This is a genomic window from Paenibacillus sp. D9 (assembly GCF_001188365.1).
In the GTDB taxonomy this organism is placed as follows: Bacteria; Bacillota; Bacilli; order Paenibacillales; family Paenibacillaceae; genus Paenibacillus_O; species Paenibacillus_O humicus.
On the sequence record NZ_JZEJ01000001.1, the window covers coordinates 2,148,161 to 2,175,029 of the forward strand.

A 26,869-nucleotide genomic window follows, 5' to 3' on the forward strand; every position below is an offset into this window, starting at 1 on the left:
CAGGCCTCCCGCACTCTTTGCTATACGGCCTGCTCTTGAAGGCGTGCATGAATCCAGGCATCCAGAAGAGCGAACGTTTCTTTTGCCGCCTCGACCATTTCGCCGCCCTGCCGCGGCTCGGAGCCTTCCCGAACGAGCAGCTCCCTCATCTCGCCCCATCTCGCCCTCGTGTCGGGACCGTAGGCGTAGAAATACGACAATCCCGATTCGGGGGCGAGCTGCAAGCCGGAAGCCAGCTTCCTGCTGATGACCTGTCCGCCGAGCGTGGAGCCTTCCATGACATACAGGTAACCGAGCATGCGCGCCGGGACGGAGACATCCGGAAGGGAACCGCAGACGGGAATGGATTCGATGTCCGTCCTCGAATAGCCGAGCTCCGTGAAATCCCGCTCCAGCAAAGGCAGCTTGGCGAGCCTGGAGAAATCGATGCCCCATGCTTCCGCTGCCGGGGCTGCCAGCACGATCGCCTCCATCGGCTTGATGAAGCCGTAGAACAGCTCCAAATACTGCTTGTATTGCTGGAGAGTCATCGTCTGATCCATGATGGCTCTGGCATATGCATTGCTTTCCAGCTGCTCATGGCTGGGCGCCGTTTCCTCGCGCAATCTTTCCAATATGCCTGCGGACATTCGGAAAACCTCCTCTATTAATCGACTTCCTTTTATCTTCCAGAATATCCCTGATTTCCATTCCGCGCCACGGTTCGATCGTCATGGTCATCTACCTTATTGCCCAAATTCCAAAACCAATTTCACTGCAAATCCCGCCTCCAAAAATAGGTCTATGTCATTAGGTAATCTGATGATATAGTTATACCAATATCTCTATCAAGTTCGGAGGAACTACATACATCATGAACGATAAAGGACCAAATACCTATTCCTTCCAGGCGGATCTCATCATTGACGCGGTTACCCGGGACCTTGCCGAGGCCAGGCTCAAGCAGCTGCTGCAATCGGCAGGCATAAGCACCTACAAGATCGGCAGGAGCTCCCTCGTCGGCGCTTCGTTCCCCGAGGAAGACATTCCGTCCGGGATGAGAAAGGCAGGCTCCGGATCGACCGAGGCCGCACAGCCTTCCAGCGGCTCCGGATCCTCCGGCGTCACGTCCACCCTGCTGCATCATATGGAACAAAAAACTCTCGTCCGGCTCAGCATCAACAAGGGCAAGGGCGTCCGCATGAGCATTCCGGGAAGAATCCTCAACATCGAGAACGAGCTCATCACCGTCTATCATGTCGACGAGAAGCAGGTCTACACGTTCCTGCTCCAGGAAATCGACGACTTCAGCTAGCAAGCATGCAGCGCGCCCGTTGGCGGCTGCGGTCCTCTTCCATTCCCTGTTGTTGCAAATGCGGCGGCACCGCAAAGGTGCCGCCGCATTTTTTTTGCTTTCAAGGCCTCATCCGCGGGCGGCTGCCCGCTCTTCAGGAACGGCCCCGGGCGCTCCAGGCGGCCCAGGCGGTCAGCGCCCAGCCGGCGATGAAGCAGAGTCCTCCGAGCGGCGTGATGGCTCCGAGCCAAGTGTCTCCGCTCATGCTCAGCACGTACAGGCTTCCCGAGAAGAGGAAGATGCCCGCATTGATGAGCCGGCCGCCGTTGCGCAAGGCCCGGATCTCTCCCAGACGGCTGGCGGCGAAGGCGATGAGGATAAGGGCGATGGCATGATACATCTGATAACGGACGCCGGTCTCGAATACGTCCAGCATGTCGCTCGTAAGGCGGTCCTTGAGCCCATGGGCTCCGAACGCTCCGAGCGCGACGGAGATCAGGGCATGGACCGAGCCGTAGGCGATATAACGGGGAAACATGATGCGGCTTCACCTCTTCTTGCAAGCACGTAATCCGGCTCGCGAATGTTCCCATTATACCATATCCCCTTGAATGCTCGTCCAGCGCCGGCAGACGCCTCGCCTTGCGCCTGCATTCGGTAATGAATCCCCTCCCCATGAATATACTTGGAGAACAGGTCCTACAGGCTCTGAAATACACATAGTGGGGTGAGCGGCTATGACGGAACCGCTGTCCATCGTCTCCCGCGAGGATTGGTCCCTGCATCGCAAAGGCTATCAGGACCAGACCCGCCATCAGCAGAAGGTGCGCGAGGCCATCAAGCAAAATCTGAAAGATATCGTCACCGACGAAAGCATCATCCTCTCGAATGGGCGCGAAACCGTCAAGGTGCCGGTAAAAAGCATCGACGAGTACCGCTTCGTCTACAATCACAACAAGCAGCAGCATGTCGGACAAGGAGACGGGGACTCCCAGGTAGGCGACGTTCTTGGCGTGGACCCTTCCGCAGCCAAGGGCAAAGGCAAAGGGCAAGGGGCGGGGGATCAGGCCGGCGAGGATTATTTCGAGACCGAGGTCACCATGGATGAGCTGGAGGATCTGCTGTTCGAGGAGCTGGAGCTGCCAAGGCTGGAGCAGAAGCAGAAGGAGAACGTTCAAGCCGCCGACATCGTGTTTCAGGATATCCGCAAAAAAGGCATCATGAGCAACATCGACAAAAAGCGCACGCTGCTTGAAAACCTTCGGCGCAACGCCAACGCGGGACGTCAAGGCATCGGGGGGATCACTCCGGAGGATCTGCGCTACAAAACGTGGCAGGAGGTCATGAAGCCCCACTCCAACGCCGTCGTGCTCGCCCTCATGGATACATCCGGCAGCATGGGCTCGTTCGAGAAATACTGCGCCCGCAGCTTCTTCTTCTGGATGACGAAGTTTCTGCGCCGCAAATACGAGCATGTCGAGATCGTATTCGTCGCCCACCATACGGAAGCGAAGGAAGTGACCGAGGAGGAGTTCTTCACCCGCGGCGAGAGCGGCGGCACGATCTGCTCGTCCGCCTATCAGAAGGCTCTCGACATCATCGACAGCCGCTACCCTTCAGCCAATTGGAATATTTACCCCTTCCATTTTTCCGACGGCGACAACCTGACCTCGGACAACGAGAAATGCATCAAGCTGATCGACCAGCTGATGAAGCGTTCCAACCTGTTCGGCTATGGCGAGGTCAACCAGTACAACCGGAGCAGCACCCTGATGTCCGCCTACAAGCATATCCAGGACAAGAAATTCCTGTTCTCCGTCATCCGCGACAAAAGCGAGGTCTATGATGCCCTCAAGCGGTTCTTCGCGAAGCCGGCAGGCTGAGGCCCGGCAGGCAGCCTCCTGGCTCGTCCTGACGAGGCGAGCGCCGGCTCGAGGCATTCATGCCATTGGCTGCCTCGCTGCGTCATGCCATTGGCTGCTTCGCGGCGTCATGCCATTGGCCAACTCGAGGCGTTATGCCATTGGCCGTTTCTTGGCGGTTGGCATGACGCCGCCTCACGACGCGCCAAAAGGGCTGCGCCCCGCCCGACCTCGTGCGGTCCAGCGGCCGGCACAGCCTTTGCCTGCGTCAGGACGCCTCCCGGCAGCCCGCCCTTCTTATCGCTGCTCGCGTGTACGAACCCGACCCGGTCGACGATGACAAGCCCAATGAACAGGACAAGAATGAGGCTTGTGCGGGTCCATCCGCCTCCTCCGGCAACCGGCACGTCTTTCATCTTTCATCTCCTCACACGAACGTATGGTTCAACCCGTGCGGAACATGGCGCTCATGATTGGACAAGTGCCTCCGACGCGATGAATATCCTTGTTGAACGCGATGATTATCCTTGCTGAAACCGAGGTGAGTCGAAATGAAATGGAGCGGACAGGCGAAGGAAACGGCAGAACGGCTCCGGGAAGAGCTTCTGGAGCGGCAAAGTCCCGACGGCGCATGGCGGCTGTGCTGCGAGAGCGGCGTCATGAGCGATGCTTTTTTGCTGATCCTGCTGAAGGCGATGGATTGGATGGAGGATCATCGCGAGCTGGCTCGGCGGATTGCGCAGCGCATTGCCGTGCTTCAGGAAGACGGCGGAGGCTGGAAGCTGCATGAGGATCAGAAGGAAGGCCATCTGGAGTCGACCGTGGAAGCCTATTACGCGCTGCTCGCCACCGGCTATTACGAATACGGCGATCCTCGGATGGTCAACGCCCGCCGCTTCATTCTCGCACGAGGCGGGCTTGGAGAAGTACGGACGATGATGACCCAGGTGCTGCTCTGCATGACCGGCCAGCTGGATTGGCCGCGGGTTCTGCGCATTCCGGTCGAGACGCTGCTCGCCCCGTCCTGGCTGCCGCTCAGCCTGTTCGATCTGTCCGGCCATGCCCGCGTTCATCTCGTGCCGGTGCTCATGCTGGCCTCCGGCAGCTTCAAGCTCGGCGATGGGCGCCTGCCCAATCTCTCGGAGCTCGTGGCCGGAGAGAGCAGGAGCTTTCTGAAGCCTCCTTCGCTTCCGGGGCCGCTTGCCGGCATGGCCGAGGCGCTCGCTGCCGGCCATTCCCCTCTCTACCCGGCATCGCTGGACAAGGGCGAGAAATTCATGCTCGACCGGATAGAGCCGAACGGCACTCTGCTCACCTATTCCACCGCCACCATCCTCATGATCGCAGCTCTCGTCTCCATCGGCTACCCGCCAAGCCACGAGGTCATAAGGCGCGGCCTCGACGGAATCCGGTCGCTCGTATGGGATGATCCGCGTCACGAGATCTCCCATTTGCAGATCGCCTCCTCGACCGTATGGGATACGGCGATGCTGGGCTGCGTGCTGCATGAAAGTGGACTTTCCGCAGATCATGACGCGCTGCAGCGGGCGGCAGGATATATAGCCTCCCGCCAGCAGACGGCCAAGGGCGACTGGGCTCGCCGCAATCCTCGCACGCCGCCCGGAGGCTGGGGATTCTCGGATGTGAACACCCGCTATCCGGATATCGACGATACGACAGCCTCTCTCTCGATGCTCCAAAGGATTCCCGCAGCGGATGCTTTCCCGGATGAAGCCCGCGAACGAGGGGACCGCTGGGTGTGGTCGATGCAGAACAAAGACGGCGGCTGGCCGGCCTTTGAGCGTGAATCCGGAAGCCCGCTGATCGGGCTTATCCAGTTCGAGCAGGCCTCGCAGATCGTCACCGATCCTTCTACGGTCGACCTGACCGCCCGCACGCTTGCGTGGTCAAGCCGCCGGAATGACCCGGCTCCTTCTTGGGTAAGCGCGGCGGTGGACCCCGGAGAAGGCGGACAGGATCCGCAGGGCGATGCCGCTGTCCGTGCAGCCGCCTGGATCCTGAAGCAGCAGCAGCGCTCCGGCTGCTGGCCGGGACGCTGGGGAATCGCCTATGTGCACGGCACCGGCGCAGCGATCACCGGTCTAATGGCCATGCGCGCCAAGCGCAGCGCCTCCGCCCTCTACCGCGGCATGAACTGGCTCCTCTCCGTGCAGAATGCGGACGGCGGCTGGGGCGAATCCTGCTTCAGCGACGTCGCTTCAGAATACCGTGCGCTCGGAGCAAGCACGCCATCGCAAACCGCCTGGGCGCTCGAAGGATTGATGGCTCATCCCTCCTCGCCCCCCGTCGCCATCGATCGGGGCATCGAATGCCTGATCGAGCTGTTGGAGGCGGACGACTGGCGCAGCCGCTATCCGACCGGCGGCGGCTTGCCCGGCCATGTGTACCTGAACTATCACAGCAGCCGGTACATATGGCCGCTGCGGGTGTTGTCCGCTTATGCGGCAAGCGCAGCCTCGAAGCTGAACGGCGCCGAGCCAAAGAGCTGATTCCCATGGGACCGCTTTAGCTGGGTGATTTTCAGTCGTCGCGTTCTCCCCGAGCCTGGGTTGGGGAATATGAAACACATGCGGCGGCCATCTCATCTCAGCGAATCCTTTAAACAGCAAAACCCGGCTCTCTCGGAGCCGGGTTTTGCTGTTTATTCAAGCCGCAGTTCCGGCTCCTTCTGCCGCAGAAAATCCGACCTCGCCTTCATCTCCAGTGCAAGTGGAAAGCCCTGCACCGAGGGCTGAGGCCAGATAAGCGAATAAGACGGTTTTCTCGCCTTAGTCCGCCCCGTGAGCCCGAAGAGAGTGAATAAGACGGCTTTCTCGCCTTATTCCGGTCCCAAGAGCCCAAGTAGTGGAAATAAGACGGTTTTTTCGCCTTATTCCGGTCCCAAGAGCCCAAGTAGTGGAAATAAGACGGTTTTTTCGCCTTATTCCGGTTTTACATTCGGATGAAAGGTCAAGAAAGCGGCTAGCGGAACAGTCCTCTGCCTGATTCTATTCCTGCCAGCGTCCCTCATTGATCGTCCGGATCGTCTCCAGCGGCAGCTTGGGCTGACGGTCGTACGTCAGCAGGCCGTTGATCTCCTGCTCCACGTCCGTCAGCTGCGTATAGCAATATCCCTGCACGCATCCGGACAGAAGCAGCGGCGATATGACCGCGTTCAGCCGGGCCGCAAAGTCCTCGTCGTTCTCCGCTCCGGAATAGCCCCAGCCTTCCCAGTCGCTTTTCTTGTAAGCGATGCCGCCGAACTCCGTCACGAGGATCGGCTGTCCGCGGTAAGGGAAGCCGTCCACCGCCAGCACGCGCCCGGCCGGCGATGCCGAGACGGCGTTTTCCGCCGTGGAATAGCGCTTCTCCAGCACCTCGCGGCGCCATTCGTAGTCGTGGATGTTGAACAGGTCGGTGCTCACCATCTCCCAGCCGTCGTTGGAGATGACCGGACGCGTCGCGTCAAGCGACCTTGTCAGATGGTACATCGCCTGGGCATGCTCCTGCTGCCGCTTGTCGACGGCGATGTTCGGCACGCCCCAGCTCTCGTTGAGCGGCACCCAGACGACGACGGACGGATGATTGTAATCCCGCTCGATGCTCTCCTGCCATTCCTGGGTGAAGCGCCGCACGTATTCCTCCGAATATTCGTACGCATTCGCCGCCTCGCCCCATACAAGCAGGCCCAGCTTGTCGCACCAGTACAGATAGCGCGGATCCTCCAGCTTCTGGTGCTTGCGGGCTCCGTTGAAGCCCATTTCCTTGGTCAGCTCGACATCGCGCCGGATCGCCTCGTCGCTCGGCGGCGTAAGGTTGCCGTCCGGGAAATACCCCTGGTCCAGAACCAGCTTCATGAAATAAGGCCGGTTGTTCAGGCACAGCCTGCCGCTCTCGATCGAGATTTTGCGCATCCCGAAGTAGCTCGCCACCTCGTCGAGCACCTCTTCCCCGTCCAGCAGGCTGAACCGGACGTCGTACAGGTTCGGCCGCTCCGGCGACCACCACCGGCCGAGACCGTGGTCGTTGAAGTCCGCCAGCCGGATGCTGCGGGCTTCATGCGCGCCGCGAACCGAGAACGTATCGCTGGCAACCGGCTCGCCCTGGAACGAAATGTCCACCTGCAGCGTCAATCCGTCTCTCAGCGGCCCCTCCACCCAGGAACGGATTTCCACCGTTTGGCTGTCGATATCCGGCGTGAATCTCACTTTGCCCAGCGAGGTCTCGGAGACCGCCTCCATCCATACCGTCTGCCAGATGCCGGTCGTGCGGGTGTAAAAGATGCTTGCCGAGTCGCTTTTCCAGTACTGCTTGCCCCGCGGAAGCGTGACGTCCTTGCTGTAATCGGCCGCCTTCACGACGAGCTGGTTCTTCTCCCCGCCATCATGCAGGGCAGCGGTGATATCCGCGCTGAACGGCGTATGCCCTCCCTCGTGGCGGGCGACGAGGATCCCGTTCACCCATACCGAGGCGTCGTAGTCGACCGCTCCGAAATGAAGCCGAATCCGCTTGCCTGCAAACGGCTCGGGAAGCTCCAGCTCCCGGCGGTACCAGACGATGTCGTGGAACTCCGGATCTCCGATGCCGCTGAGCTTGCTTTGGAAGGCGAAGGGCACCTGGATGACGCGCTCCAAAGGCGTCTCACCCTTATGCCAGCCTTTCCTCTCTCCTTCTCCGGCGTCGTCGAAGCCGAATTCCCATTCCCCGTTCAGATTGATCCAGCTCTCCCTGGCGAATTGCGGCCTCGGATACTCCGCGCGATGCTGATCTACCATTCGAAATTTCCTCCACTCATTGTTATAGACCTCATGCACTCACCGTTGTGGTCCTCAAGCACTTTTAAGCATGGATCTTATCCAACTTGCCGATTCGGGACTGATGCCCTTCGGCATAGGCCTCATCCGTTCGCAACATAGCCTCAATTGAACGTCGGCATTGGCCTCATTTGCGCGCCGGCATCGTCCACATTTGCACGCCGAATTGGCCTCATTTGCGTAAGCATTGAACTCATGCCAGCGGACGATCGCCGCCCGCGCGCATACTGTCCCTGTATTCTTTGGGCGAGACGCCGAGCCGGCTTTTGAACACCCGGTTGAAATGCCGCACATGGGCGAATCCGGTTTCCTCGGCGATCGCATTAATCTTCTCGTTGGTGAAAGCGAGCTTGCGCTGGGCCTCTCTCGTGCGGACGCGGGTCAGCTGCTCGATGAAGGTGACGCCCGTCCGCTGCTTGAACAGATTGCTGAAGTAAGCCGGGTTCAAAAACACCTCGTCCGCGACGTCCTTCAGCGTCAGCGCCTCCCGGAAGTTCGCCTCAATGTAGCGGCTCGCCGCCGCGATCGGGTCCCGGTCCTGCTGCTCCCTGGACTGCTGGATCGCCTCCGCAAGCCGGCACAGCAGCTCCTCGAGCCGCTCCGCGAGCTCCTGCCGGGAGGTGATGGCGCAAATCTCGACGAGCACCCTGCCGATATCCGAACGGTCCAGCCAGGCGCCCGCCGCCCCGAGCTCCTCCGCCAGCTCGTAGTAGCGGATCAGCAGCTTGCACAGCTGCTGGTGGATGCTCTCCGGCGTGCGGGCCGTGCCGCACAGCTCGTCGATCCACTGGCGCGCCATGGCCGCGATGATCTCGCTCCGGCCTTCCATGACCGCCTTCTCCAGGCTGTCGGCGGAACGCTTCGCGGCCTCGTCGTCCGCACGGCCGCTCCCGGCGACCTCGGCATAGTCCAGCACGCTGTCGCCGCCGACGATGAGCCGGTGCAGCAGCGCGATTTCGGCTTCGCCGTACGCCTTCGGAATGCCGGCCAGCCCCTCGGCCGGCCGGCCGACTCCGATCGTCACCGTAAGCCGCGACAGGGAAGAGATCTGCCTGCGGATCATGTCCGCCAGCGAATCCGAACGGCTCGGCAGCGGTTCCGGCCGCTCGAGATTGATGAGCGCGACCACCTTCGAATCCGACAGCACGAAGCTGAGCCCCTTGGCGTGCCGGTCCAGCATTTCCTGCACGAACTGCCGGATGTACAGCTGGAACAGCGAAGCGTCGCCGCTCCGGTAGCGCTCCTCCCCGACCGACTGCTTGTCGAGCTTGATGACCATGCAGACGAAGTACGGATGCGGGAGCGCTATGCCCATCTGCTCCAGCAGCCGCAGCTCGCTCTCATCCACCCTGCCCGACAGCAGGGATTCGGCCAGATGCTCCGTCATATGGCGCCGCACGGCCGGCTGCGCGTCCCAGCCCGTCTCCGAACGGGCGGACTTCCGGCGCCGCTCCACCTCTGCCTTGAGCCTCTCCAGCACCTGGGACAGCTCCTCGCGCTCGACCGGCTTCATCAGATAGTCCATCGCCCCCTGGCGCATCGACTGCTGGACGTAGGCAAAATCGTCGTAGCCGCTGACAACGACGGTCAGCAGCTCCTGGCGCCGGCTGCCCGCCATCTGCTGCAGCTGAATGCCGTCCATGCGAGGCATGCGGATATCCGTCAGCAGGACGTCGGGAGCGAGCTCCTCGATTTTATCCAGCGCTTCGTACCCGTCGCAGGCTTCGCCGACGATCTCCCAGCTCTCGTCGAGGCCGGCGATCATCTTGCGGAGCCCTCTGCGGAAGATCGACTCGTCATCGACAATCAATATTTTCGGCATTTACCCGATCTCCTCCAATCTGGCGCCTGCATGATGAAGCAGCGGAAACCGGAGCACGACCCGGAAGCCCTGATAGGGCATGCTCTCCAAGGTCAGGCCGTATTCCTCGCCATAGTGAAGCACGATCCGCCGGTGGACGTTGAGCAGGCCGTTGCCCGACTGGCCGCCGAGCTCCTTGGTGCTCTGCAGGTGGGCGCGAAGCCCTTCCAGCGCCTCCGCGTTCATTCCGATCCCGTCATCGGCTACCGCAATCTCCAGCACCTGCCCCGCCGCCTCCGCCGTCAGCGCGATCCGCCCCTGGCCCGCGCCCTTGTCCAGAGCGTGGTTGATCGCGTTCTCCACGAGCGGCTGAATGATGAGCGGGATGACCTCGCACTCCAGCAGCGAGGGATCGGCATCCATCGTGAACTTGATCCGCTCCTCGTAGCGCATCTGCTGAATCTTCATGTACCCGGAGACATGGTCGAGCTCGTCCTTCAGCGTCACCCGCTCCTTGCGTCCGCTCAGGCTGTAGCGCAGAAGCCGGCTCAAATTGTTCGACATCGTGATGATTTCGCGGCTGCCCTCCATCTCCGCGTACATGCTGATCGACCCGAGCGTATTGTAGAGAAAATGCGGGTTGATCTTGCTCTGCAAAGCCGCGATCTGGGCATCCTTCTCGCGGATCTCGGTCTCGTAGAGCAGGTAGCCGAGCTCGCTCAGCTTGGCGACCATCTCGTTGAAGGAGCGGCCGAGCGCTCCGATCTCGTCCCGTCCCTCTGCAGGGAAGCTCTGGCCGAGCTCTCCCCGCTCGACGTTCCGCATGAGGCGGCTCAGCTTGCGCAGCGGCCGGGTAATCCGGTAGGCGATGAACACGTACAGCAGCAGCGCAAGCCCGACGCTCGTCGCGCCGATGCCGATGATGAACGTCCGCAGCGTATCCGTATCCTTCATCAGGCTCGCCACCGGCACGATGCCGACCGTCGTCCAGCCGGTCACCTCCGAGGTGAAATGGGAGACCAGCAGCCCGCGCCCGTCATTGCGGACATGGCTGACGCCTTCCCCGGTGCGCCCGAGGTACAGCCCGGGAGCCATCTCTCTTCCCCCGTCATCCTTGCGGATGACGAGGTTGCCGGACCGGTCGGCGATGTAGAGCGACTCCTCCGGGTCCAGCTTCACCTTGGACAGAATCTCGCGGATGAACTTCGGATCCACGTCGATCACGATATAGCCGAGCGACTGGCCGCTGTCGAAGCTGCGCAGCTCGCGGGCGATCGAGAACGCCTGGTACACGTTGCCCCCGGTCGACCGGACGTCATGGGTCGCGATGAAGACCGGCTCGCCGTATTGGCCCTTGAACCGGTCCAGCCACTCGGCGCTTTCGTCCAGCTTGTAGGTCGTCACGTACTGGCTCTCCGGAAGGACGACGTAAGACGCTCCGCCCTGGCCGTAGAGAGAGACGCCGAGAATGTCGACGCGCCCGTTCAGGAACACCTGGGTGACGAAGCTGTTCAGCTCGTTGATCTCCTCCAGCGACAGCGCCTGGCCCGGCGCCCGCTTCGACTCCAGATAAGCGGTCACCTTGGGATACTGGTAAGGCATCACCGTCAGGCGGTTGAGCTCGTTCATATAGGTGTCGATATTCAGCGTCATCTGCTTCAGCGTCTGGAGCTGGTAATCGCCCACCTTGGCTTCCGTCGTTGCGGAGAAGCGGGAGAAGGCGAGATACCCCATCAGGCCAAGCGGCAGCACGATGAAAACGACATTGATGAGAATCAGCTTGCGCGCCAGCTCCAGATTGCGGAACCAGTTGCCGAATGCCTTCAAATTCCTTTCTCCCCTTCCGCCGCGATGCCTACTTGCCCAGCTGATTATCCACGCTCGCCGCCGCCCGCTCCAGCGCCTGCGCCGGAGTCTGCTGACGGTAGATCATCTTCTCCCACTCGGAGATCAGCTTCTCGATCATCGTCCACTGCTTGACATGGCGAGGCCAATAAACGACGTAGTTGGCTGTAGCCGCATAGTCGCTGCGGAACTTGAGCGCCGAGAACGCTTCGCTCGCCACGACCTTCTTGGAGCTCGGGACATGCCCGGCCTCCGCCCACATGACGCCGTTGTCGACCGCCCACTTGGCGAACGTCAGCGCGGCTTTCCGCTTCTCCGGCGTCAGGCCCGCCTTGGCAGGCAGAGCCAGCGTGTGCGTGTCTCCCCATACCGCAGGATGATCGTAAATAACGGGAAAAGGAATGACGCCGAGCTCCAGGCCTTCGGCCTTCTCGAATGCTCCTGTTCCCCACATGCCGGTAATGAGCGCCGCCGCTTCTCCGTCATGGAACATCTTGAACGCATCGTTGATGCCGGGAGGAATAAGCTCGCGCTTGTAGAGGCTGTCCACGAACTCCAGCGCCCGCAGCGAATCGGAATTGTCGAAGACAGCCTTCGTCCCGTCCGGACTGAAAAACCGGCCGCCGCCGTCGATCTGGTTGTACAGGCTCCACCACAGCCAGACGGAATCGATTCTCGTGCTCGGCAGGGCAAGCGGAGCGATGCCGGACGGAACGCGCTCCTTGATCCGCTCCAGGAAGCCCGCAAAGCCCTGCTCTCCAGGCTCCAGAATCGGCTTGCCCTCCGCATCGAGAAGCCCGGCCTGCCGCAGGAATTTCTTGTTGTAATAGAGCACCAGCGCATGCGTGTCGAGCGGAACCGCGTAATGGCCGCCGCCGTACAGAGTCGATTCCGCGATATTTGCATTGAACATGCTCCAGTCGAGCCCCGTCTCCGCAGCCGGCCCGTCCAGCTTCTCGATGTAGCCGTTCTGGACGAATTGCGGCAGGTTCGTCGCATGGACGATAGCCAGGTCCGGCGCGTTGCCGGCCAGGATGGCGGTCCGAAGGCGCGAATAATAGTCGTCCAGCCGGGAATTGATCTGCTCGACCCGGATGTCCTCATGCTCCGCGTTGAACTTCTCGACGAGCTCCGTCATGAAAATATTGTCCCCGCCGCTGAAGGGGGTCCAATACTCCAGCACGACCGGCTGGACGGGATCCGGCAGCTTCTCGGCCGGCTTCTCTCCGGAGCAGCCCGCTGCGGCCGCGACGGCGATCGAAGCGCCCATCAGCAGCGCGATCCGCCTTATCGTTCGATTCCCATATCCGATCCGACTGTTCCTGTTCCTGCTGCCTCGGCTGCCTGTCATGCTGCATGCTCCCCCGTCTCGCGCTGTCTTCAAGCGGAATGATTGAGATTGACGGCATCCTTCCCCGCATTCCGGGTACGGCCCGCTCTTCCGGTCCTATTCGGTCCGCTGTCCCGGGAAGACCCGTCAGCCGGGCCTTCTCCATATATCCACATAATCTATAATGAAGCTTCCTCGGCTGTCAAAGAGAACAAGCTCGTTCTCCCCGGCCTCCAGCTCCAGCTCCGCCTCGTACACGCCTCGCGCATTGCGTTCCTGCGCCTTCAGCTTCACGGCCTTCTTGCGCCCGCCGTTCGCGGCGAGCGACAGCTCCGCTCCTTCGGCAGGGTTCAGGACGGCCACGGATACGGTATACTTGCCGCCGCGAGGCACGTTCACATTCGCGAACCGCAGCGTATCTCCCTCGCCGTACAATCCAGCGGCCGCGCCCCTGGAGGCATACGGATTCTCCTCCTCCGCCGCATCGCCACCGAACGCCGCCCATTCGGCTTCATAACGCGGAATTTCCACGGCAAGCACCTCCACGCCGCTGCCTGCCGCCTCCACCGCCAGCTCGTTCATCCCTTCGCGCAACCCAACCTGCGCATAGGCGTAGCCGATGCTGTCCGCATCCGTCGGGGCCAGCTTCAGCTCCGCCGCTTCTCCCGCTTCGCTGCCGATGCTCGCAGCGGCCTCGCTTCCCCCGGCGTTCCGATAATGGACCCGCACCGGAGCGCCGGCCTCCACCGTCGACGGGATCGCGCCGAAGAGGAGCCGATCTCCGTCCCGGACGGCGTCCTTCGCCTGGAAGACGCCCGTTCCGGACGGCATCCGGAGCGGCGTCGCCAGCGATTGCGGCTTGCCGAAGACCGGCAGCCCGTTCTCGTCCCATTCCACCCGCGCAGCCCGCGCCTTGCGGTTGTTCCAGCCGTCGGCCGCGCCGGAGGTCGCATGATAGACGAGCCATGCCTCGCTGCCGTCCGGCGAAGGGACAAAGGAATTATGCCCCGGTCCGTAGACGCCGGCCTCCTCGTCCATGGCGAGCAGCGGCTCCTGCGCCTTGGTCCAGTCGGAAGGCTCCAGCGGATTGCCGCCCGGCTTCAGCGCCAGCAGCCCGAGACTGTAGAGCGGAGTCCAGCTTCCCGCTCCCGAATACACGATGAAGGCGCGGCCGTCCTTGTACAGCAGCGACTGGCCTTCGTTGATGTAAGGCGGGCCTCCGGCCTTTTCCCAGTCCAGCTCCGGCCGGCTCAGCAGCACCCGCGGCCCGCTGATCGTCCAAGGATCGCTCATCGGCGCGATATACGTGTTCTGGGCTTCGTTCACGTCGCCTTCCCAGCCCGACCAGACGAAGTACAGCTTGCCTTCATGCTCCATCGCGAGCCCGTCGATCGCCCATTTATCGCTGTCGTCCTTGATCTGTCCCTTGAAGGCATAGCTGCCCATGGGATCGCCGCTTTCGCCTTCCAGCACATACATCCGGTGATTGGCGTTGTCCCCGTCGTCGGCGGCGAAATAGATGTACCATTTCCCTTGGAGATACTGGATCTCAGGCGCCCATAGATTGGCCGAATAAGCCGTTTCCGCCGGCGGATACCAGACGACCTTGCGCTCTGCGGCGCGGAAATCCAGCGTTCTGGATTTCATGACCATGATGTCGGCTCCATTGTGCGTGAATGTCATGTAATAGAACCCGTCCCGGTAGACGACGCTCGGATCCGGCGTGTCGATCTCGGCCAGCGTGTTCTTGAACATGCCTCCATGTCCATTATACGAAAGCGTTTTCTCTTCGTCTCCCTGCTGCTGCATCCAATAGATTCCTCCTGCGATCAGGACTAAAAGCGCTCCCGCCGCGAGCAGGAAAGCTCTTTTGCCTCGTATTGACATCGGTCGTCTCCTTGCTCTCATGTTGTCCGGCCCGGAGCCGGCTGCCCCGAGCTACTTCACGCCGGCGCTCGTAATCGCCCGCACGAAGGATTTCTGGCCCAGGATGAAAATCAGCACGACCGGAAGCGCCGCGATCGTCGTCATCGCCATCAGCTTGCCGTAGCTCTGCGTGTAGCTGCCGGTCGCCATCATTGCGATGCCGGCCGTAATCGTCCGCATCTCCGGCGAGGTCGTGGCGTACAGCGGCCAGACGAAGTCGTTGTAGATGCCCATGAACGTGAAGATGCCGAGCGTCACCATGATCGGCACGGCCGACGGCAGCAGAATGCGGGCGTACAGCTGCCATTTGTTCACTCCATCGATTCGTCCCGCCTCCTCGATTTCCTTCGGGAAGGACACGAAGAACTGGTACAGCAGGAACACGCCGAAGGCTCCGGCCGTCGCAGGCAGGATGAGCGCCGGATACGTGTTGATCAGGCCGAGGGAGTTGAATTCCATATACATCGGCAGGAACGTCAGCACGCCCGGGATCATCAGCGAGGCGATGAACATCGGCAGCAGCACCCGGCGCAGCGGCAGATCGTTCAGCCTGGCCAGCGCGAAGGCCGCCATGGAATCGATCAGCAGCACGAGTCCGGTGCCGATGACGCCGACGGACAGCGAGTTCGCGATCCAGCGCAGCACGGGCGTATTCATCAGCTCGCCGCCCAGCCCCTGCTTGAAGTTGTCGAGGGTCGGCTTGCGCGGGAGGAAATCCATTCTTCCCGAGAGCGCTTCGAAGTCGTTCTTGAACGCGGTCGACAGCATCCATACGAGCGGCAGGACCATGACCAGCGCGATGACGGCAGCGAGCAGGAGAAGAATCGCTTGTTTGGTTTTCGGGTTCGCCATCTATGCCTTCTCCTTCCGGTTGGTGAGCTTGAACTGGACGACGGATACGGCCATGATCAGCACGGCCATGAGGATCGCCATCGCCGAGGCGGAGCCGACATCCTTGCGCGCGAACGCCTGGTCGAGCACATTGATGAGCAGCACCCGGGTCGTATCGCCGGGACCGCCGCGCGTGAGCAGGAACGGCTGCGCGTAAATGTTGAAGGAGGCGATCGTCGAGGTGATCATGACGAACAGCAGGACGGGCCGGATCGTCGGCAGCGTGATGGAGACGAAGCGGGACCAGGGCCCGGCGCCATCGATCGAGGCCGCCTCGTAATACTCCTCCGGAACCTCGTTGAGCGCGTTGATGAATATGATCATATTGAATCCGATCGTCCACCAGATCGTCGTGGAGACCAGCGATATCCAGGCCCAGGGAGTATCGGTGAGCCACGGGATTCCGGCCATGCCCAGCTTGGCGAGCAGGCTGTTGAGGAACCCGGCGTTCGTGTCGAACATCATGAGCCAGATGACGGCCATGACGGAAGCGGACAGCGCGTACGGCAGGAAATAGAACGTGCGGAACAAGCCGCGCACCCGGGCGGGAAGCGCGTTCAGCAGCATCGCGAGGCCGAGGCCGATGACGATGAGCAGCGGCACCGAGTACAGGACGAACTGAGCCGTCGTCCACAAGCCTTTGAAGAACAGGCTGTTCTCGTAGGTGCCGGGAGTGAAGATGGTGATGTAGTTGCTTAAGCCGACGAAGGCATGCTCCGCCGACAGCAGCTCGAAATCCTGGAGGCTGATGACGACGCCGTACAGGATCGGGAAGAGCAGAAACAGCCCGAAGGCGGCCAGATAGGGGAGAATGAACAGGAACGAGGTCAGCCGGGAAGTCCAGGCGCTTTTCATAGACGATGCCTCCATTTCATCTTTCCGATAGTCGTGGACGGAAGGAGGGACGGGAAGGCGGCTGCCCGCGCTCCCCGTCCCTTCCGCCTCATTACGTTTGGAAAGCCGTTATTTTTTGATCGCCTGGCGGGACTTCGCGACGGCGTCGTCCATCGCTTGCTGCGGAGATTTCTTCCCCAGAATCGCGTTGCTAAGCTCGCCCCACATCGGCTCGACGATCGTGCCCCAGTTCAGCACGTTCGGCGCGAATTGAACGGAAGGGAAGCTTTCGGCGACCGTGCTCTGGAACGCCATCGCCTTGAACTCGGCGCTCTCGAGCACCTTGTGCGAGGCGACCGCCTGGCCGGATTCGGCCCAGTCGAGCGAGTTGCCGGCGACGTACTTCAGGAAATCGCCGATGCCCGCGATTTTGTCCGCGTCGGTTACGGCCTTCGGCACGACGAAGCCGTGGGAGCCGGCATAGATCGCCTGCTTCGCTTTGCCGATCTGCGGAATGACGGCGACGCCGTAGTTCAGGCCGGCCTCGTCGAATTGGGACTTCATCCACGGACCGTTGAACTGGATGGCGTTTTTGCCCTGGAGGAACAGCGTGTTCTCGCCGTCCTGCTGCACGTTGCCAGGGGAAATGCCCTTCTCGACCATGCCGCGCAGCCACTGCACCATCTCGACCGCTTCCGGAGAGTTGTAGGCGACGTCGCTGCCGTTCCACAGCTCGCCGCCGTTCTGCCAGACGAGCGACGGGAAGATGAACTGCTGCGGCCACAGGCTCGGCACCACGTAGCCGTAGACGCCCTTGGACTTGTCGGTCAGCTTCTCCACCGCCGAGTCGAATTCCGCGCGGTTCGTCGGAGGCGCAGTAATGCCGGCCTTCTCGAACAGATCCTTGTTGTAGTACATGACGAGCGGGTGGATGTCCAGCGGAATCGTGTACAGCTTGCTGTCGATCGTGGCGTACTTGACCGGGGCTTCCGCGAAGTCCGCCGGATTGATGCCGGCGGAAGCGGCGAGCTCATCGACCGGCTGCAGCTGGTCCTTGCTCTGGTAGGTCGGCACGCTGTCCACGTGCATGATCATCAAGTCCGGACGCTCCTTGCCGGTGCTGAGCGCCACATCCAGCTGCTTGTAGTACTCGCCGTTCGGCTGGATGACGAAGTTGACCTTGTAGCTGTCCTGGGAGCTGTTGTATTTGTCCACGATCTTTTTCATGAACGGGCCGTCGGAGCCGGAGAACGGCGACCAGAACAAAATTTCCGTCTTTTTGCCGCTGCCGCTCTTCTGGCCTTCGCCGGCCGGCGCGTTGCCGCCGCCATTGCTGGAGCAAGCGGTTGCAAGAAGCGGAACCATCATCGTCATGGCAAGGATCGAAGCTTTCTTGAACTTCGGAGTCTTCATCTGTTTCTAATCCCCTTTTGCCTGGTAGTTCAAGGCGCGAGCGCTTTGATAGCTCTATCGTAAGGGAAGGGGATCGGCGAAAAAATGCCGCTTCTACAGGAACAATGGACATATTTACAGGTCACCCGGCGGGAAAGATGTCCATGCAGTCGATCTCGGCGTAATTGCTGGAGCCGGTGAAGCGGATTGTGTTCGTGCCGGCGTTCAGGTACACCTTGGCCGTCGAGGCTCCCCAGTTGTTCCAGCCGGAGTAGGCCACGTAGAAGCTGGACGCCGCGCCGCCGTTGACGGACAGCGAGTGGATCGCCCAAGGCTGTCCGCTCGTGCCGTTGCCGTTGCGGACGGCCAGCACGTACCAGCCCGCCGAAGGGGCGGAGACGGTGAACTGGGCGTAGCTGCTCGTCGTATCGAGATAGCCGACCTTCTTGCCGCCCGAAGCGCTGGCTTCGTTCGCCACGGCCGCTCCGCCTGCCAGCAGAGCGCTCTCGGCTTCGTAGCGGTCCCGGCCCGGTTCGCCGGCAGGCTTGGCGATCGGAGCGTTCGGATTGACCGGCGCGCCGAGATTCGGCGTATTGTCGGCGTTCCAGCCGAACGGCTGGGTGCGGACATTGCGGGTCCAGCCGGAGCCCTGCCATCTGGCGGCATGGTAGACGAGCCAGTCCTGCGTGCCGTCAGGCGACTTGGTGAAGCTGTGATGGCCAGGGCCGTAGACGCCGTTCGCGCTGGCGAACAGAGGCGCGCTCTTTTTCGTCCAGGAAGCGGCGTTGAGCAGGTTCGCGGATGTGCCCGCCGTCACCAGGCCGAGGCAGTAGCCGTCCGTCCAGCTGCCGCTGGCCGAGTAGACGAGGCTGATCGTGCTTCCCCTGACGATGACCTGCGGACCTTCATTGACCTGCGGCGTCGTATTCGTTTCCCAGCTGTAGGTTGGAGTCGCGATTCGCGTCCGTGCGGAAGAGATCGTCCACGGATTGCTCATCTGGGCGATGTACAGATGCTGCTTGTCGTTGACCGTGCCTTCCCAGCCCGACCAGATGAAATAGCGGCTCGCCCCGACCGTCAGCACCGTTCCGTCGATCGCCCAGCGGTCGGACGCATCGGCGATCTTGCCCTTGAACGTCCAGCCCCCCGCAAGCGGATTTGCGTTCGCGTTCTCCAGCACGTACATGCGATGGTTCTCGTTGCTGCCGTTGTCGGCGGCGAAATAGACGTACCATTTGCCGTCGAGGTAGTGCAGCTCCGGCGCCCAGATGTTGGAGCTGTACATCGTGCCCGCCGGCGGCGTCCAGACGACCGCGCTGTCGCCGGCGTCGATGCCGGTGATCGTCTTGGAGCGCCACAGCGTGATGTTGTTGCCGGTCGTCTGGGTGTAGTAGTAATAGCCGTCCGTATGCTTGTACATCCACGGATCGGCTCCGTCCTGCTTGATGACGTTGAAGAAGTTCGAGACCGGAGCGGCCTCCGCCTTGCCGCTGCCCATAGGGAGCGCCAAAGCCAGGGTCAAGCTGAAGGCGAGCAGAAGCAGGGACCATCTTTTGAACATGATGTATTCCTCCTTTGTCTGTCTGCGGCTTCTGCCGCAGCGCCTCCATTTTATGGGGATTGCGGGTGCGCTCCCATGACATTTCTTTTGGAGTTGTGGTCCTTTGGCTAGGAGGGGCGGCATCGTTCTCGAACGAAACCCGAGGAATGCAAAAAAGCGGCAGCCAGGAAATCCTGACTGCCGCTTGGCGATTATGGGTACCGATGCTTTCTTGCTTCAAACAATCCGCTTGCCGCCGATTGCCGCTCCATTTCAAGGCCGGTGTCAAGCCGGCTGGAGATTCTCTTCTCCCTTGAGGGAGAACGAGGAGGCTGCGACAGCCTCGGCAAGCTCCGCAGCCAGACGACGGCGCTTGCGCTCGAACTGCTTCAGATGCAGAACGGCCATCTCGTCCTCGGGGTTGCGCTTCAGATAGAATCGCATTTCATATAATGTATGGTCAAGCTCCATCAGCTCCTCCTGAAGAACCGCAGGATCGGCGAGGGCGGGCTGGAAGGCTTCGCGTTCATGGCATAGGTTTGGTTCGGTCATCATGTCGGTCAAATCCTCCTGCTTGGGGTTGCGGTATTCGCGGGCTGCGGCGGGCTCTGCCTTGCAGAACCGCCGTCCGCTTCCTTTATTACCACCCAAGCACATCCTCAAACCGGACGAGACCTTCTTACTTGAATTTCTTCCAATCCATGCTGCTGTTGTCGAGCAGATACTCCATGCTGCTCTCGTTGCGCTTCTGCTCGGCCTTGCGGGCTTCCTCCGCCCGGCGGCGCTCCTCCTCGCGGGCGCGCTCCTGCTCGGCCTTCATGCCGTCGGCCTGGGACTTCAGCCGCTGGACCATATCCGCCGGCAGCAGATCCTTGAGCGTCGCCGGCTTGGCCGCTTCCGCTCCCGGCTCTGGACGGCGGGCAGGCGCATGCTTCTTCTTCGCCATTTCCGGATGCTCCCCTTTCACTTGCGTCATGGCTGAATTATAGCACAAAGCCGGCGACGGCTCCGCCTGGAAGTCTCATAGAGGAAGGATGGGGAGCTGGAAGCGCGCGCCTCCCCTAGACAAGCACGCCTTGCTTGCCGTGCAGCCTGGCCTCATGCCTGCTTCGCGGCGCTCGCCAGGCGCAGCCGGATTCCCGAAGGATCGGTCACTTCGCCGCCTTCCGGCACGTCCCTGACCTCGGCTCCGCCGTCGCGGAGCCTGTCCATGGCGGCCGCAAGCGATTCGGCATCCGGATAGAGAATCGTGGCGTAGGCAAGCCCGACTCCCCGCTCGGGCGCAGGCGGCGCTCCTTTGCCCGCCCAGATGTTCAGCCCGATATGATGATGATAACCGCCCGCCGAGACGAAAAGCGCCCCCATCGACTGCCAGCCGTCCGCGATCAGGTCGAAGCCGAGCAGGCCGCAATAGAAGTCGTAGGCGGCTTGCAGGTCGGATACATGGAAGTGGACGTGGCCGATGACCGTGCCGGCCGGCAGTCCTTGCCACTCCTGTCCTTCCGCCAGCTGCAGCAGGCCCTCGACGTCGACAGGATCGGTGCCCATAAGGACATGGCCTTCGGCGTCATGCTTCCACTCGCTGCGCGGCCGGTCGCGGTAGATCTCGATGCCGTTGCCGTCGGGATCGTCAAGGTACAACGCTTCGCTCACCCAGTGGTCGCCTTGTCCGACAGGCAGCCTGGCTTCCGCCAGACGGCGCAGGACAAGGCCGAGCGACAAGCGGTCCGGAACGAGAATAGCGAAATGGTACAGGCCGGCGGTGCGTCCCGCCGCCGGGACGGCATCCGGGCGTTCCTCGAGCAGCAGCAAAGGCTCCGGGCCGCCGGCTGTCAGCCAGACGCCCTCCTCGTCCCTGCGCAAAACTTGAAAGCCGATGATATCGGTATAAAACCGGACGGAACGATCGATTTCTTTGACTTTCAGCTTCACAAGACCGATCGACACGCCGGGATGGATGGACAGATGCGGTTGAGTCATCCTGTATTCCCCCTTGAATAAGTAACTTATTAAAAGTAAGTATAATGCCGGGAACAAAAAAATTCAAGCGGGCGGTCCAAGTAGGATCCGCCCGCTTTCGTCTTGCTATTCATGCAGCCTGTTCACCCATCCTAATGCCGCAGATGGTATGGCACCGTGGCGATGACGATATCCTTGTTGCTGAACAGGTAGGCCCGCAGCAGAAGCCCCGTCTGGTTGTGCAGGATATGCTGCCACCAGTGCTTCGTGATGAACTGCGGAATGAGAATCGTAATATGATCCTGCTCGCCCGTTTTCCATTCCACCGTGTCGATGAACTTCAGGATCGGCCTCGTGATGCTCCGGTAGCTCGAGCGCAGCGTGATGAGACGGACGCCGGGGTTCCAGTCCTCCCATTTCTTCTCCATGCGCGCGATGTCTTCTTCGTTGAAGCCGACATAAACGGCGACGACGTTGTCGGTGAGCGACTTGGCGTAACCGAGCGAGTTGGCGACGACTCGCGTAATGCCCGCCACCGGCACGACGACCGTGCTGCCCTTGATGACCGGCTTGTCGACTTCCGGGTTGATCCGCAGCTCGGCGGCCACCTTGGTGTAGTGCCTATGGATGCGATGGAAGAGGAACATGACGATCGGGAGGAACACGAATACCATCCAGACATGCGCGAACTTCGTGAAGATGAAGATCAGCGTAATGCCGAGCGTCGTCAGCATGCCGATCGTATTGATGGTCAATTTGCCGATCCAGCCTTTCGGCTTCAGCTTGATCCAGCGGATCATCATCCCGAGCTGCGACAGCGTGAACGGGATGAACACGCCGACCGCATAGAGCGGAATCAGATTCTCGGTGTCGCCCCCGAACACCACGACGAGGATGATGGAGAATACGGCCAGGAAGATGATGCCGTTGGAGAAGCCGAGCCGGTCGCCGCGCACCATGAAGGCATGCGGCATGTATTTGTCCTTGGCCAGCATGAACGCGAGCAGCGGGAAGGCCGAGTAGGCTGTGTTGGCGGCCAGGAACAGGATCAGCGCCGTAACGCCCTGGATGAAGTAATACAGGATGCCCCGCCCGAACGTGCCGGCGGCAATCTGCGATACGACCGTCTCGCTCGCTTTCGGCGTGATTCCGTACCAATAGGCCAGCAGGCTGATGCCGAGAAACATCGAGCCGAGAATGACGCCCATCATGACCAGGGTGGACGCGGCATTTTTTTCGGCCGGCTGCTTGAAATTCGGGATCGCGTTGGATACGGCTTCCACGCCCGTCAGCGCGGAGCAGCCCGAGCTGAACGCCTTCAGCAGCAGGAACAGGCTGATGTTGCTGACCGTCGCGCCGATTTCCGGAATATCCGGGTGGGCGCCGCCGAAAGCGTATTTGACAACGCCTGAAAGGATGAGCACGAAGATGGAGACGACGAACAGGTAGATCGGCACGGCAAGCACCGAAGCGGATTCCGTCACGCCCCTCAGGTTCATGATCGTCAGCAGGACGATGACGATGATGGAGATCAGGATCCGGCTGTCATGCAGGGAAGGAAAGGCCGACGTGATGGCGTCGGTTCCCGCGGAAGCGCTGACCGCTACTGTCAGGATATAGTCGATGAGAAGCGAGCCGCCGGCCAGCAGGCCGGTCGTCGTGCCGATATTGTCCTTGGCGACGACATAAGCCCCGCCCCCCATAGGGTAGGAATAGATCGTTTGGCGGTAAGACAGGATGAGGATGAGAAGAAGTCCGAGCACAGCAAGGGAAATGGGAATGGAGTACCATACGGCGGCGAAGCCGGCCGCCATAAGGGCGATGAGAATCTGTTCCGTCCCGTAGGCGACGGAAGACAAGGCGTCCGAGGAAAGGACGGCCAGCGCCTTCAATTTGGTTAGCTTCTCGCCCTCAAGCTCTCTGCTCTTCATAGGGCGCCCGATCAGAAGGCGTTTCATACGGTTGACCATGATTCTTTTTGCTCCTTTGCGCATCGTGCGCAGCGTGAATAATTACTTTGCCCCAGCTGGAGAAACATGATGTATCGTACACCCGAAGCCAACTTCTGTAAACGGGATTCTTCCCGGAGCGTATGCTGCTTGAAGGACGAAAAATCTTGCCTCCGCCCTCGGCTTCCAAAGCAAATTTACCCCGGCTGCTTTAATGCCGAACCATTTAGACCAAAAACATCTCGAAATAAAATACTCGTGGAAATTGAACCTCTCCAAAAAGCTCTGATGTATTTCTGGCCGGCGCTTTCCAGGAGCTGCAAACGCAGACAAAGACGCATGCTCATTTAATGGAGGAGCGCAAAGAAACGGATGGAGATGATGATGAAATTATATCCTTCCAGGCTGGACAATAGTCCCTTGCGCTTCTGTCGAGCAGTTGTTCAATGGTGAAGCAGGATCGGAAGGCTCTGACTGGCTTCTGTGCAAACGGGCAAAAAAACAGCACAAAAAAAAGCCTTGGCCGCTAAAGGCCAAGGCTATCTGCTGTGAGCGAATCGGTGCCGATCCGCGCGGTCCATGCTTCATCAGCTTCGGGTCCGTATGAACGGCTTCGAAATTTCCGACTTCTTCCGGCCGCTTTTGGTTCCGATCCATCAATAGGGCGCTGTCTCGTACAAATCCGCCGGCAATCCCTGCACGAACGGCGACCAATCGCCCGTCGAGTAAAGATGAAGCCGGTGCATGGCCCGCGTGCATGCCGTATACAGAAGCTTGCGTTCGCTGTCCCGGCCGTAAGCCTCGGACGAGGCCTCATAGACCAGCACGGCATCGAATTCGACACCCTTGGCGAGATACACGGGAAGGACCATTACGCCTTTTTCGAAGTCCGGCGTCTCCTTCGTAATGAGCTGGAGAGCTTCGCCGCCATGAGCCCGCAGCGAGGCAATAGCCTCCCGGCTTTCGGCTGCCGTCTTCGCTATGACAGCGATGGATTCGAAGCCCTCGCCCTTGAGCTCCGCGATGTCTGCCAGCAGCCGGGCGTCACGCATCTCGACGCTGTCCAGCCTCGTCAGAAGGGGCTTGCGGCCTCCCCTTTCAAACGATTCGATTTCTTCCCCGCCGGGAAGCATCGATTTTGTCCATTCCACAATCTGCCTCGTTGAACGATAGCTGCGCACAAGACGGACAAGGCTCGTGTCGGCTTCTCCAAAAAGACGGAGCAGAGGCGAATCGGATGCGTCCAAGCTTGTCGCCTGAACGAAGATCGCTTGCCCGAAGTCGCCGAGCACGGTCATTCTGGCGCGCGGAAACAGCTTTTTCAGATACTCGTATTGAAACATCGAATAGTCCTGGCCCTCATCAACGAAGACATGCCGGATCTCCGTATTCGTCCGCACCCCTTCGATCAGTTCTCTCAGATACAAGTACGGCGTCGCATCCTCGTGGAGCAGCTCGTTCCGGAGCAGCGCTTCCTTCGTTTGCCTGCATATCTCGGGCCACAGCGGGGGGACTGCCGCCCCGTTTGTCCGCTCCCGATAAGCGGCTTCGTCGGCAAACAATTGACCGTAAATGCCTTCGGCATCAATAAACATGAATCTTCTCACGCTTTTCCTCAGCGGCTTGAAGAGCTCCTTCACGATGCTGCGGCGGAGCAGCTCCTCCTCCCTCTGGGCGAAGTCAAAGTCGCTTTCATCTTCCCTGCGCTTCTGGATGATTTTCTCGCGGACTGCGGCGTAATGCTCCGCAAGGTCGAACAGCTCCCTTTCTTTATGAAGCATCCCGAAAACTTCCGCGTACTGATCGGTATCGAGATAATCCAGCTCCTCCTGGACCCAAGCCGCTTTCCGTTCCTTGCGTTCCAGCAAAGCCAGCTCGTGCAGAAGCCATTCCTGCAGCAATACGACCCGATTGAACAAAGGCAGGGAACGGTCATAGCCGTAAAATTCCGCTTCCATCCGCTCCGCGGCAATCAGATCGCGGTCCCGAAGCCGAATTCTGTTGAATCGCATGCCTTCCTGTCCCAACCAGGCTCCATAGCTCCGCAGCGCCTGCAGGAAAGGCTCGGAAGCTTTGTATTCGATCCCCTGAAGACGAGCCTCATGCCCCGGCGCTCCATGAGCGGTCAGCACATATTCGATTTGGTCAAAGGGATCCTCCGGACGGAGCGATGGACCTAGCCAATAGTCGAGATACTCCTGAAAAGTCGTCTGCTGCATGTTCTCTTCACCGAGCTCCGGAAGAACCGTGGAGATATAGCTGGCAAACATCGGATTGGGGGAGAAGAGAACGATCTGGTCGGCCTTGATCGTCTGGCGGTGCTTGTAGAGCAAGTACGCCACCCGCTGCAGGGCCGCGGAAGTTTTGCCGCTTCCAGCCGCCCCCTGGACGATCAGCATCCGGCTTTTGTCATTGCGGATAATCGCATTTTGCTCCTTCTGGATCGTGGCTACGATGCTCTTCATTTGCGAGTCCGCGCCTTTGCCCAGCACCTGCTGGAGCAGCTCGTCTCCAATCGTTTCACTCGCGTCGAACATGTTGCGGATGTGCCCGTCATGAATTTGAAACTGCCTTTTGAGCTCCATCGTCCCTTCGATGGGTCCAGCGGGCGTAACATAAGAAGCCGGGCCGGGGGAATGGTCGTAATATAGGCTCGCGATCGGCGTCCGCCAGTCATAGATCAGAAAGCTCAAGCCGTCCTCGTCGACAAAGGAAGAAACGCCGATATAGATCTGCTCGGAGAGTCCCAGCCCTTCCTCCTTGAAATCGATGCGTCCGAAATAGGGCGAAGGAAGCAGACGTTTCATGCTTTTCCACTGCTGCGCCAGCAGCTTGTGGCCGCGCTCCCGTTCGGCCAATACCGCGGACTGCTGGTTGATCGTATGGAACGTCTCTTCAAAATCTTCGTCCGTGCTGGTGTTGATCGTCACATCTTCCCAAAACCGCTTGCGGATGTCCGCAGCTTGGCCGTGCAATCCGGCAACCTCCGGCTCCAGTTCGTTTATTCTCGCCTGCAGCTTGTTCCGGACCTGCTCCAACCGCTCCTGTTCCTGCTTCCAATCCTCCGCTTCCATCTCTCCCTCAACACACTCCTCGTCTTCCTTTTTCTGGGGCAAAAAAAGAGCCTTGACAAAATCAGAGTTCCAGATGTAGAATTAGATTAGGAAAAGAATATTTGCACCCACAATTTCATTAAATTTAATTCCGCTATAGATTTTATCATAGCGCTTTTTTGCGTTCAATATGTTTTTTTGCTTGTGTTTCTAGCAAAGGTGGACGCGGACTCGGACCGCCGGGCCGTTCCGATAAACGTCTTCGATTTCCCGGCACATCGCAAGGACCAGATAAGTTGTTCGAGCCTAAACCGTGCTGCAATGAATTGTCATGCAACTGAAATGTCCTCTTCAGCTTTTTTTAAGAAAGCGGTTTTATAATAAGGACATGACCCCCCTT

General features: G+C 60.3%; 19 protein-coding genes. 3 read left to right on the forward strand and 16 right to left on the reverse strand.

What is annotated here, in order from left to right:
* Positions 1-20: 20 nt before the first annotated feature.
* Positions 21-629, reverse strand: coding sequence for a biliverdin-producing heme oxygenase (locus tag VE23_RS09895; RefSeq protein WP_048749380.1), 609 nt, complete (start codon positions 627-629; stop codon positions 21-23).
* 224 nt (positions 630-853) lie between these two features.
* Here VE23_RS09895 and VE23_RS09900 point away from each other — a divergent pair, with 224 nt between their 5' ends.
* Positions 854-1,294, forward strand: coding sequence for a hypothetical protein (locus VE23_RS09900; RefSeq protein ID WP_049867886.1), 441 nt, complete (start codon positions 854-856; stop codon positions 1,292-1,294).
* A 133-nt stretch (positions 1,295-1,427) separates the two neighbouring features.
* On the opposite strand, the gene VE23_RS09905 is transcribed toward VE23_RS09900, so the two are convergent.
* Positions 1,428-1,811 (reverse strand): DUF423 domain-containing protein, encoded by a 384-nt coding sequence (locus tag VE23_RS09905; RefSeq protein ID WP_048749378.1) that lies wholly within the window; start codon positions 1,809-1,811, stop codon positions 1,428-1,430.
* Between the two features lie 199 nt (positions 1,812-2,010).
* Between VE23_RS09905 and yhbH the strand changes: the two genes are divergently transcribed.
* Complete coding sequence (gene yhbH, locus VE23_RS09910) at positions 2,011-3,156, forward strand: sporulation protein YhbH (RefSeq protein WP_049867888.1); 1,146 nt, start codon at positions 2,011-2,013, stop codon at positions 3,154-3,156.
* A gap of 530 nt (positions 3,157-3,686) precedes the next feature.
* Positions 3,687-5,645 (forward strand): prenyltransferase/squalene oxidase repeat-containing protein, encoded by a 1,959-nt coding sequence (locus VE23_RS09920; protein WP_049867891.1) that lies wholly within the window; start codon positions 3,687-3,689, stop codon positions 5,643-5,645.
* Positions 5,646-6,143: 498 nt separating this feature from the next.
* Here the strand turns inward: VE23_RS09920 and VE23_RS09925 are convergent, their stop codons facing one another.
* From VE23_RS09925 to helD, 14 genes are all read right to left on the reverse strand, one after another.
* Positions 6,144-7,910, reverse strand: a complete 1,767-nt coding sequence (locus VE23_RS09925) for a glycoside hydrolase family 2 protein (RefSeq protein ID WP_049867893.1) — start codon at positions 7,908-7,910, stop codon at positions 6,144-6,146.
* 232 nt (positions 7,911-8,142) lie between these two features.
* Complete coding sequence (locus VE23_RS09930; protein WP_049867895.1) at positions 8,143-9,771, reverse strand: response regulator; 1,629 nt, start codon at positions 9,769-9,771, stop codon at positions 8,143-8,145.
* Positions 9,772-11,577 (reverse strand): cache domain-containing sensor histidine kinase, encoded by a 1,806-nt coding sequence (locus VE23_RS09935; RefSeq protein ID WP_049867897.1) that lies wholly within the window; start codon positions 11,575-11,577, stop codon positions 9,772-9,774. It abuts the gene before it with no gap.
* Between the two features lie 28 nt (positions 11,578-11,605).
* Positions 11,606-12,946: an ABC transporter substrate-binding protein gene (locus VE23_RS09940; protein WP_083436624.1), complete on the reverse strand. Its 1,341-nt coding sequence runs from the start codon at positions 12,944-12,946 to the stop codon at positions 11,606-11,608.
* Positions 12,947-13,072: 126 nt separating this feature from the next.
* Positions 13,073-14,812 (reverse strand): family 43 glycosylhydrolase, encoded by a 1,740-nt coding sequence (locus VE23_RS09945; RefSeq protein WP_049867899.1) that lies wholly within the window; start codon positions 14,810-14,812, stop codon positions 13,073-13,075.
* Positions 14,813-14,863: 51 nt separating this feature from the next.
* The gene (locus tag VE23_RS09950; RefSeq protein WP_021880036.1) at positions 14,864-15,703 is read right to left on the reverse strand and encodes a carbohydrate ABC transporter permease; all 840 of its coding nucleotides are present in this window, start codon (positions 15,701-15,703) and stop codon (positions 14,864-14,866) included.
* Positions 15,704-16,597 carry a carbohydrate ABC transporter permease gene (locus VE23_RS09955; protein WP_048749370.1) on the reverse strand — a complete coding sequence of 298 codons (894 nt, stop codon included), beginning with the start codon at positions 16,595-16,597 and terminating at the stop codon, positions 15,704-15,706.
* Positions 16,598-16,705: 108 nt separating this feature from the next.
* Entirely contained in the window at positions 16,706-17,989 is a 1,284-nt protein-coding gene (locus tag VE23_RS09960) for an ABC transporter substrate-binding protein (RefSeq protein WP_048749367.1), read from the reverse strand.
* A 121-nt stretch (positions 17,990-18,110) separates the two neighbouring features.
* The gene (locus VE23_RS09965; protein WP_049867900.1) at positions 18,111-19,529 is read right to left on the reverse strand and encodes a family 43 glycosylhydrolase; all 1,419 of its coding nucleotides are present in this window, start codon (positions 19,527-19,529) and stop codon (positions 18,111-18,113) included.
* Positions 19,530-19,793: 264 nt separating this feature from the next.
* Complete coding sequence (locus VE23_RS09970) at positions 19,794-20,063, reverse strand: hypothetical protein (RefSeq protein ID WP_021882416.1); 270 nt, start codon at positions 20,061-20,063, stop codon at positions 19,794-19,796.
* 124 nt (positions 20,064-20,187) lie between these two features.
* The gene (locus VE23_RS09975; protein ID WP_048749396.1) at positions 20,188-20,454 is read right to left on the reverse strand and encodes a DUF3886 domain-containing protein; all 267 of its coding nucleotides are present in this window, start codon (positions 20,452-20,454) and stop codon (positions 20,188-20,190) included.
* A 152-nt stretch (positions 20,455-20,606) separates the two neighbouring features.
* Entirely contained in the window at positions 20,607-21,488 is an 882-nt protein-coding gene (locus tag VE23_RS09980; RefSeq protein ID WP_049867901.1) for a VOC family protein, read from the reverse strand.
* Positions 21,489-21,619: 131 nt separating this feature from the next.
* The gene (locus tag VE23_RS09985; protein WP_048744283.1) at positions 21,620-23,437 is read right to left on the reverse strand and encodes an APC family permease; all 1,818 of its coding nucleotides are present in this window, start codon (positions 23,435-23,437) and stop codon (positions 21,620-21,622) included.
* A gap of 635 nt (positions 23,438-24,072) precedes the next feature.
* A complete protein-coding gene (gene helD / locus VE23_RS09990) occupies positions 24,073-26,490 on the reverse strand; it encodes an RNA polymerase recycling motor HelD (RefSeq protein WP_049867902.1) in 2,418 nt (805 codons plus the stop codon).
* Positions 26,491-26,869: the final 379 nt, after the last annotated feature.

Coding starts and splice junctions, on each gene's coding strand:
- VE23_RS09920 (WP_049867891.1), top strand. CDS start 3,687: ATGAAATGGAGCGGACAGGCGAAGGAAACGGCAGAACGGCTCCGGGAA.
- VE23_RS09955 (WP_048749370.1), bottom strand. CDS start 16,597: ATGAAAAGCGCCTGGACTTCCCGGCTGACCTCGTTCCTGTTCATTCTC.
- VE23_RS09940 (WP_083436624.1), bottom strand. CDS start 12,946: ATGACAGGCAGCCGAGGCAGCAGGAACAGGAACAGTCGGATCGGATAT.
- VE23_RS09945 (WP_049867899.1), bottom strand. CDS start 14,812: ATGTCAATACGAGGCAAAAGAGCTTTCCTGCTCGCGGCGGGAGCGCTT.
- helD (WP_049867902.1), bottom strand. CDS start 26,490: ATGGAAGCGGAGGATTGGAAGCAGGAACAGGAGCGGTTGGAGCAGGTC.
- VE23_RS09970 (WP_021882416.1), bottom strand. CDS start 20,063: ATGATGACCGAACCAAACCTATGCCATGAACGCGAAGCCTTCCAGCCC.
- VE23_RS09980 (WP_049867901.1), bottom strand. CDS start 21,488: ATGACTCAACCGCATCTGTCCATCCATCCCGGCGTGTCGATCGGTCTT.
- VE23_RS09985 (WP_048744283.1), bottom strand. CDS start 23,437: ATGGTCAACCGTATGAAACGCCTTCTGATCGGGCGCCCTATGAAGAGC.
- VE23_RS09930 (WP_049867895.1), bottom strand. CDS start 9,771: ATGCCGAAAATATTGATTGTCGATGACGAGTCGATCTTCCGCAGAGGG.
- VE23_RS09905 (WP_048749378.1), bottom strand. CDS start 1,811: ATGTTTCCCCGTTATATCGCCTACGGCTCGGTCCATGCCCTGATCTCC.
- VE23_RS09965 (WP_049867900.1), bottom strand. CDS start 19,529: ATGTTCAAAAGATGGTCCCTGCTTCTGCTCGCCTTCAGCTTGACCCTG.
- VE23_RS09900 (WP_049867886.1), top strand. CDS start 854: ATGAACGATAAAGGACCAAATACCTATTCCTTCCAGGCGGATCTCATC.
- VE23_RS09960 (WP_048749367.1), bottom strand. CDS start 17,989: ATGAAGACTCCGAAGTTCAAGAAAGCTTCGATCCTTGCCATGACGATG.
- VE23_RS09925 (WP_049867893.1), bottom strand. CDS start 7,910: ATGGTAGATCAGCATCGCGCGGAGTATCCGAGGCCGCAATTCGCCAGG.
- VE23_RS09975 (WP_048749396.1), bottom strand. CDS start 20,454: ATGGCGAAGAAGAAGCATGCGCCTGCCCGCCGTCCAGAGCCGGGAGCG.
- VE23_RS09950 (WP_021880036.1), bottom strand. CDS start 15,703: ATGGCGAACCCGAAAACCAAACAAGCGATTCTTCTCCTGCTCGCTGCC.
- VE23_RS09895 (WP_048749380.1), bottom strand. CDS start 629: ATGTCCGCAGGCATATTGGAAAGATTGCGCGAGGAAACGGCGCCCAGC.
- yhbH (WP_049867888.1), top strand. CDS start 2,011: ATGACGGAACCGCTGTCCATCGTCTCCCGCGAGGATTGGTCCCTGCAT.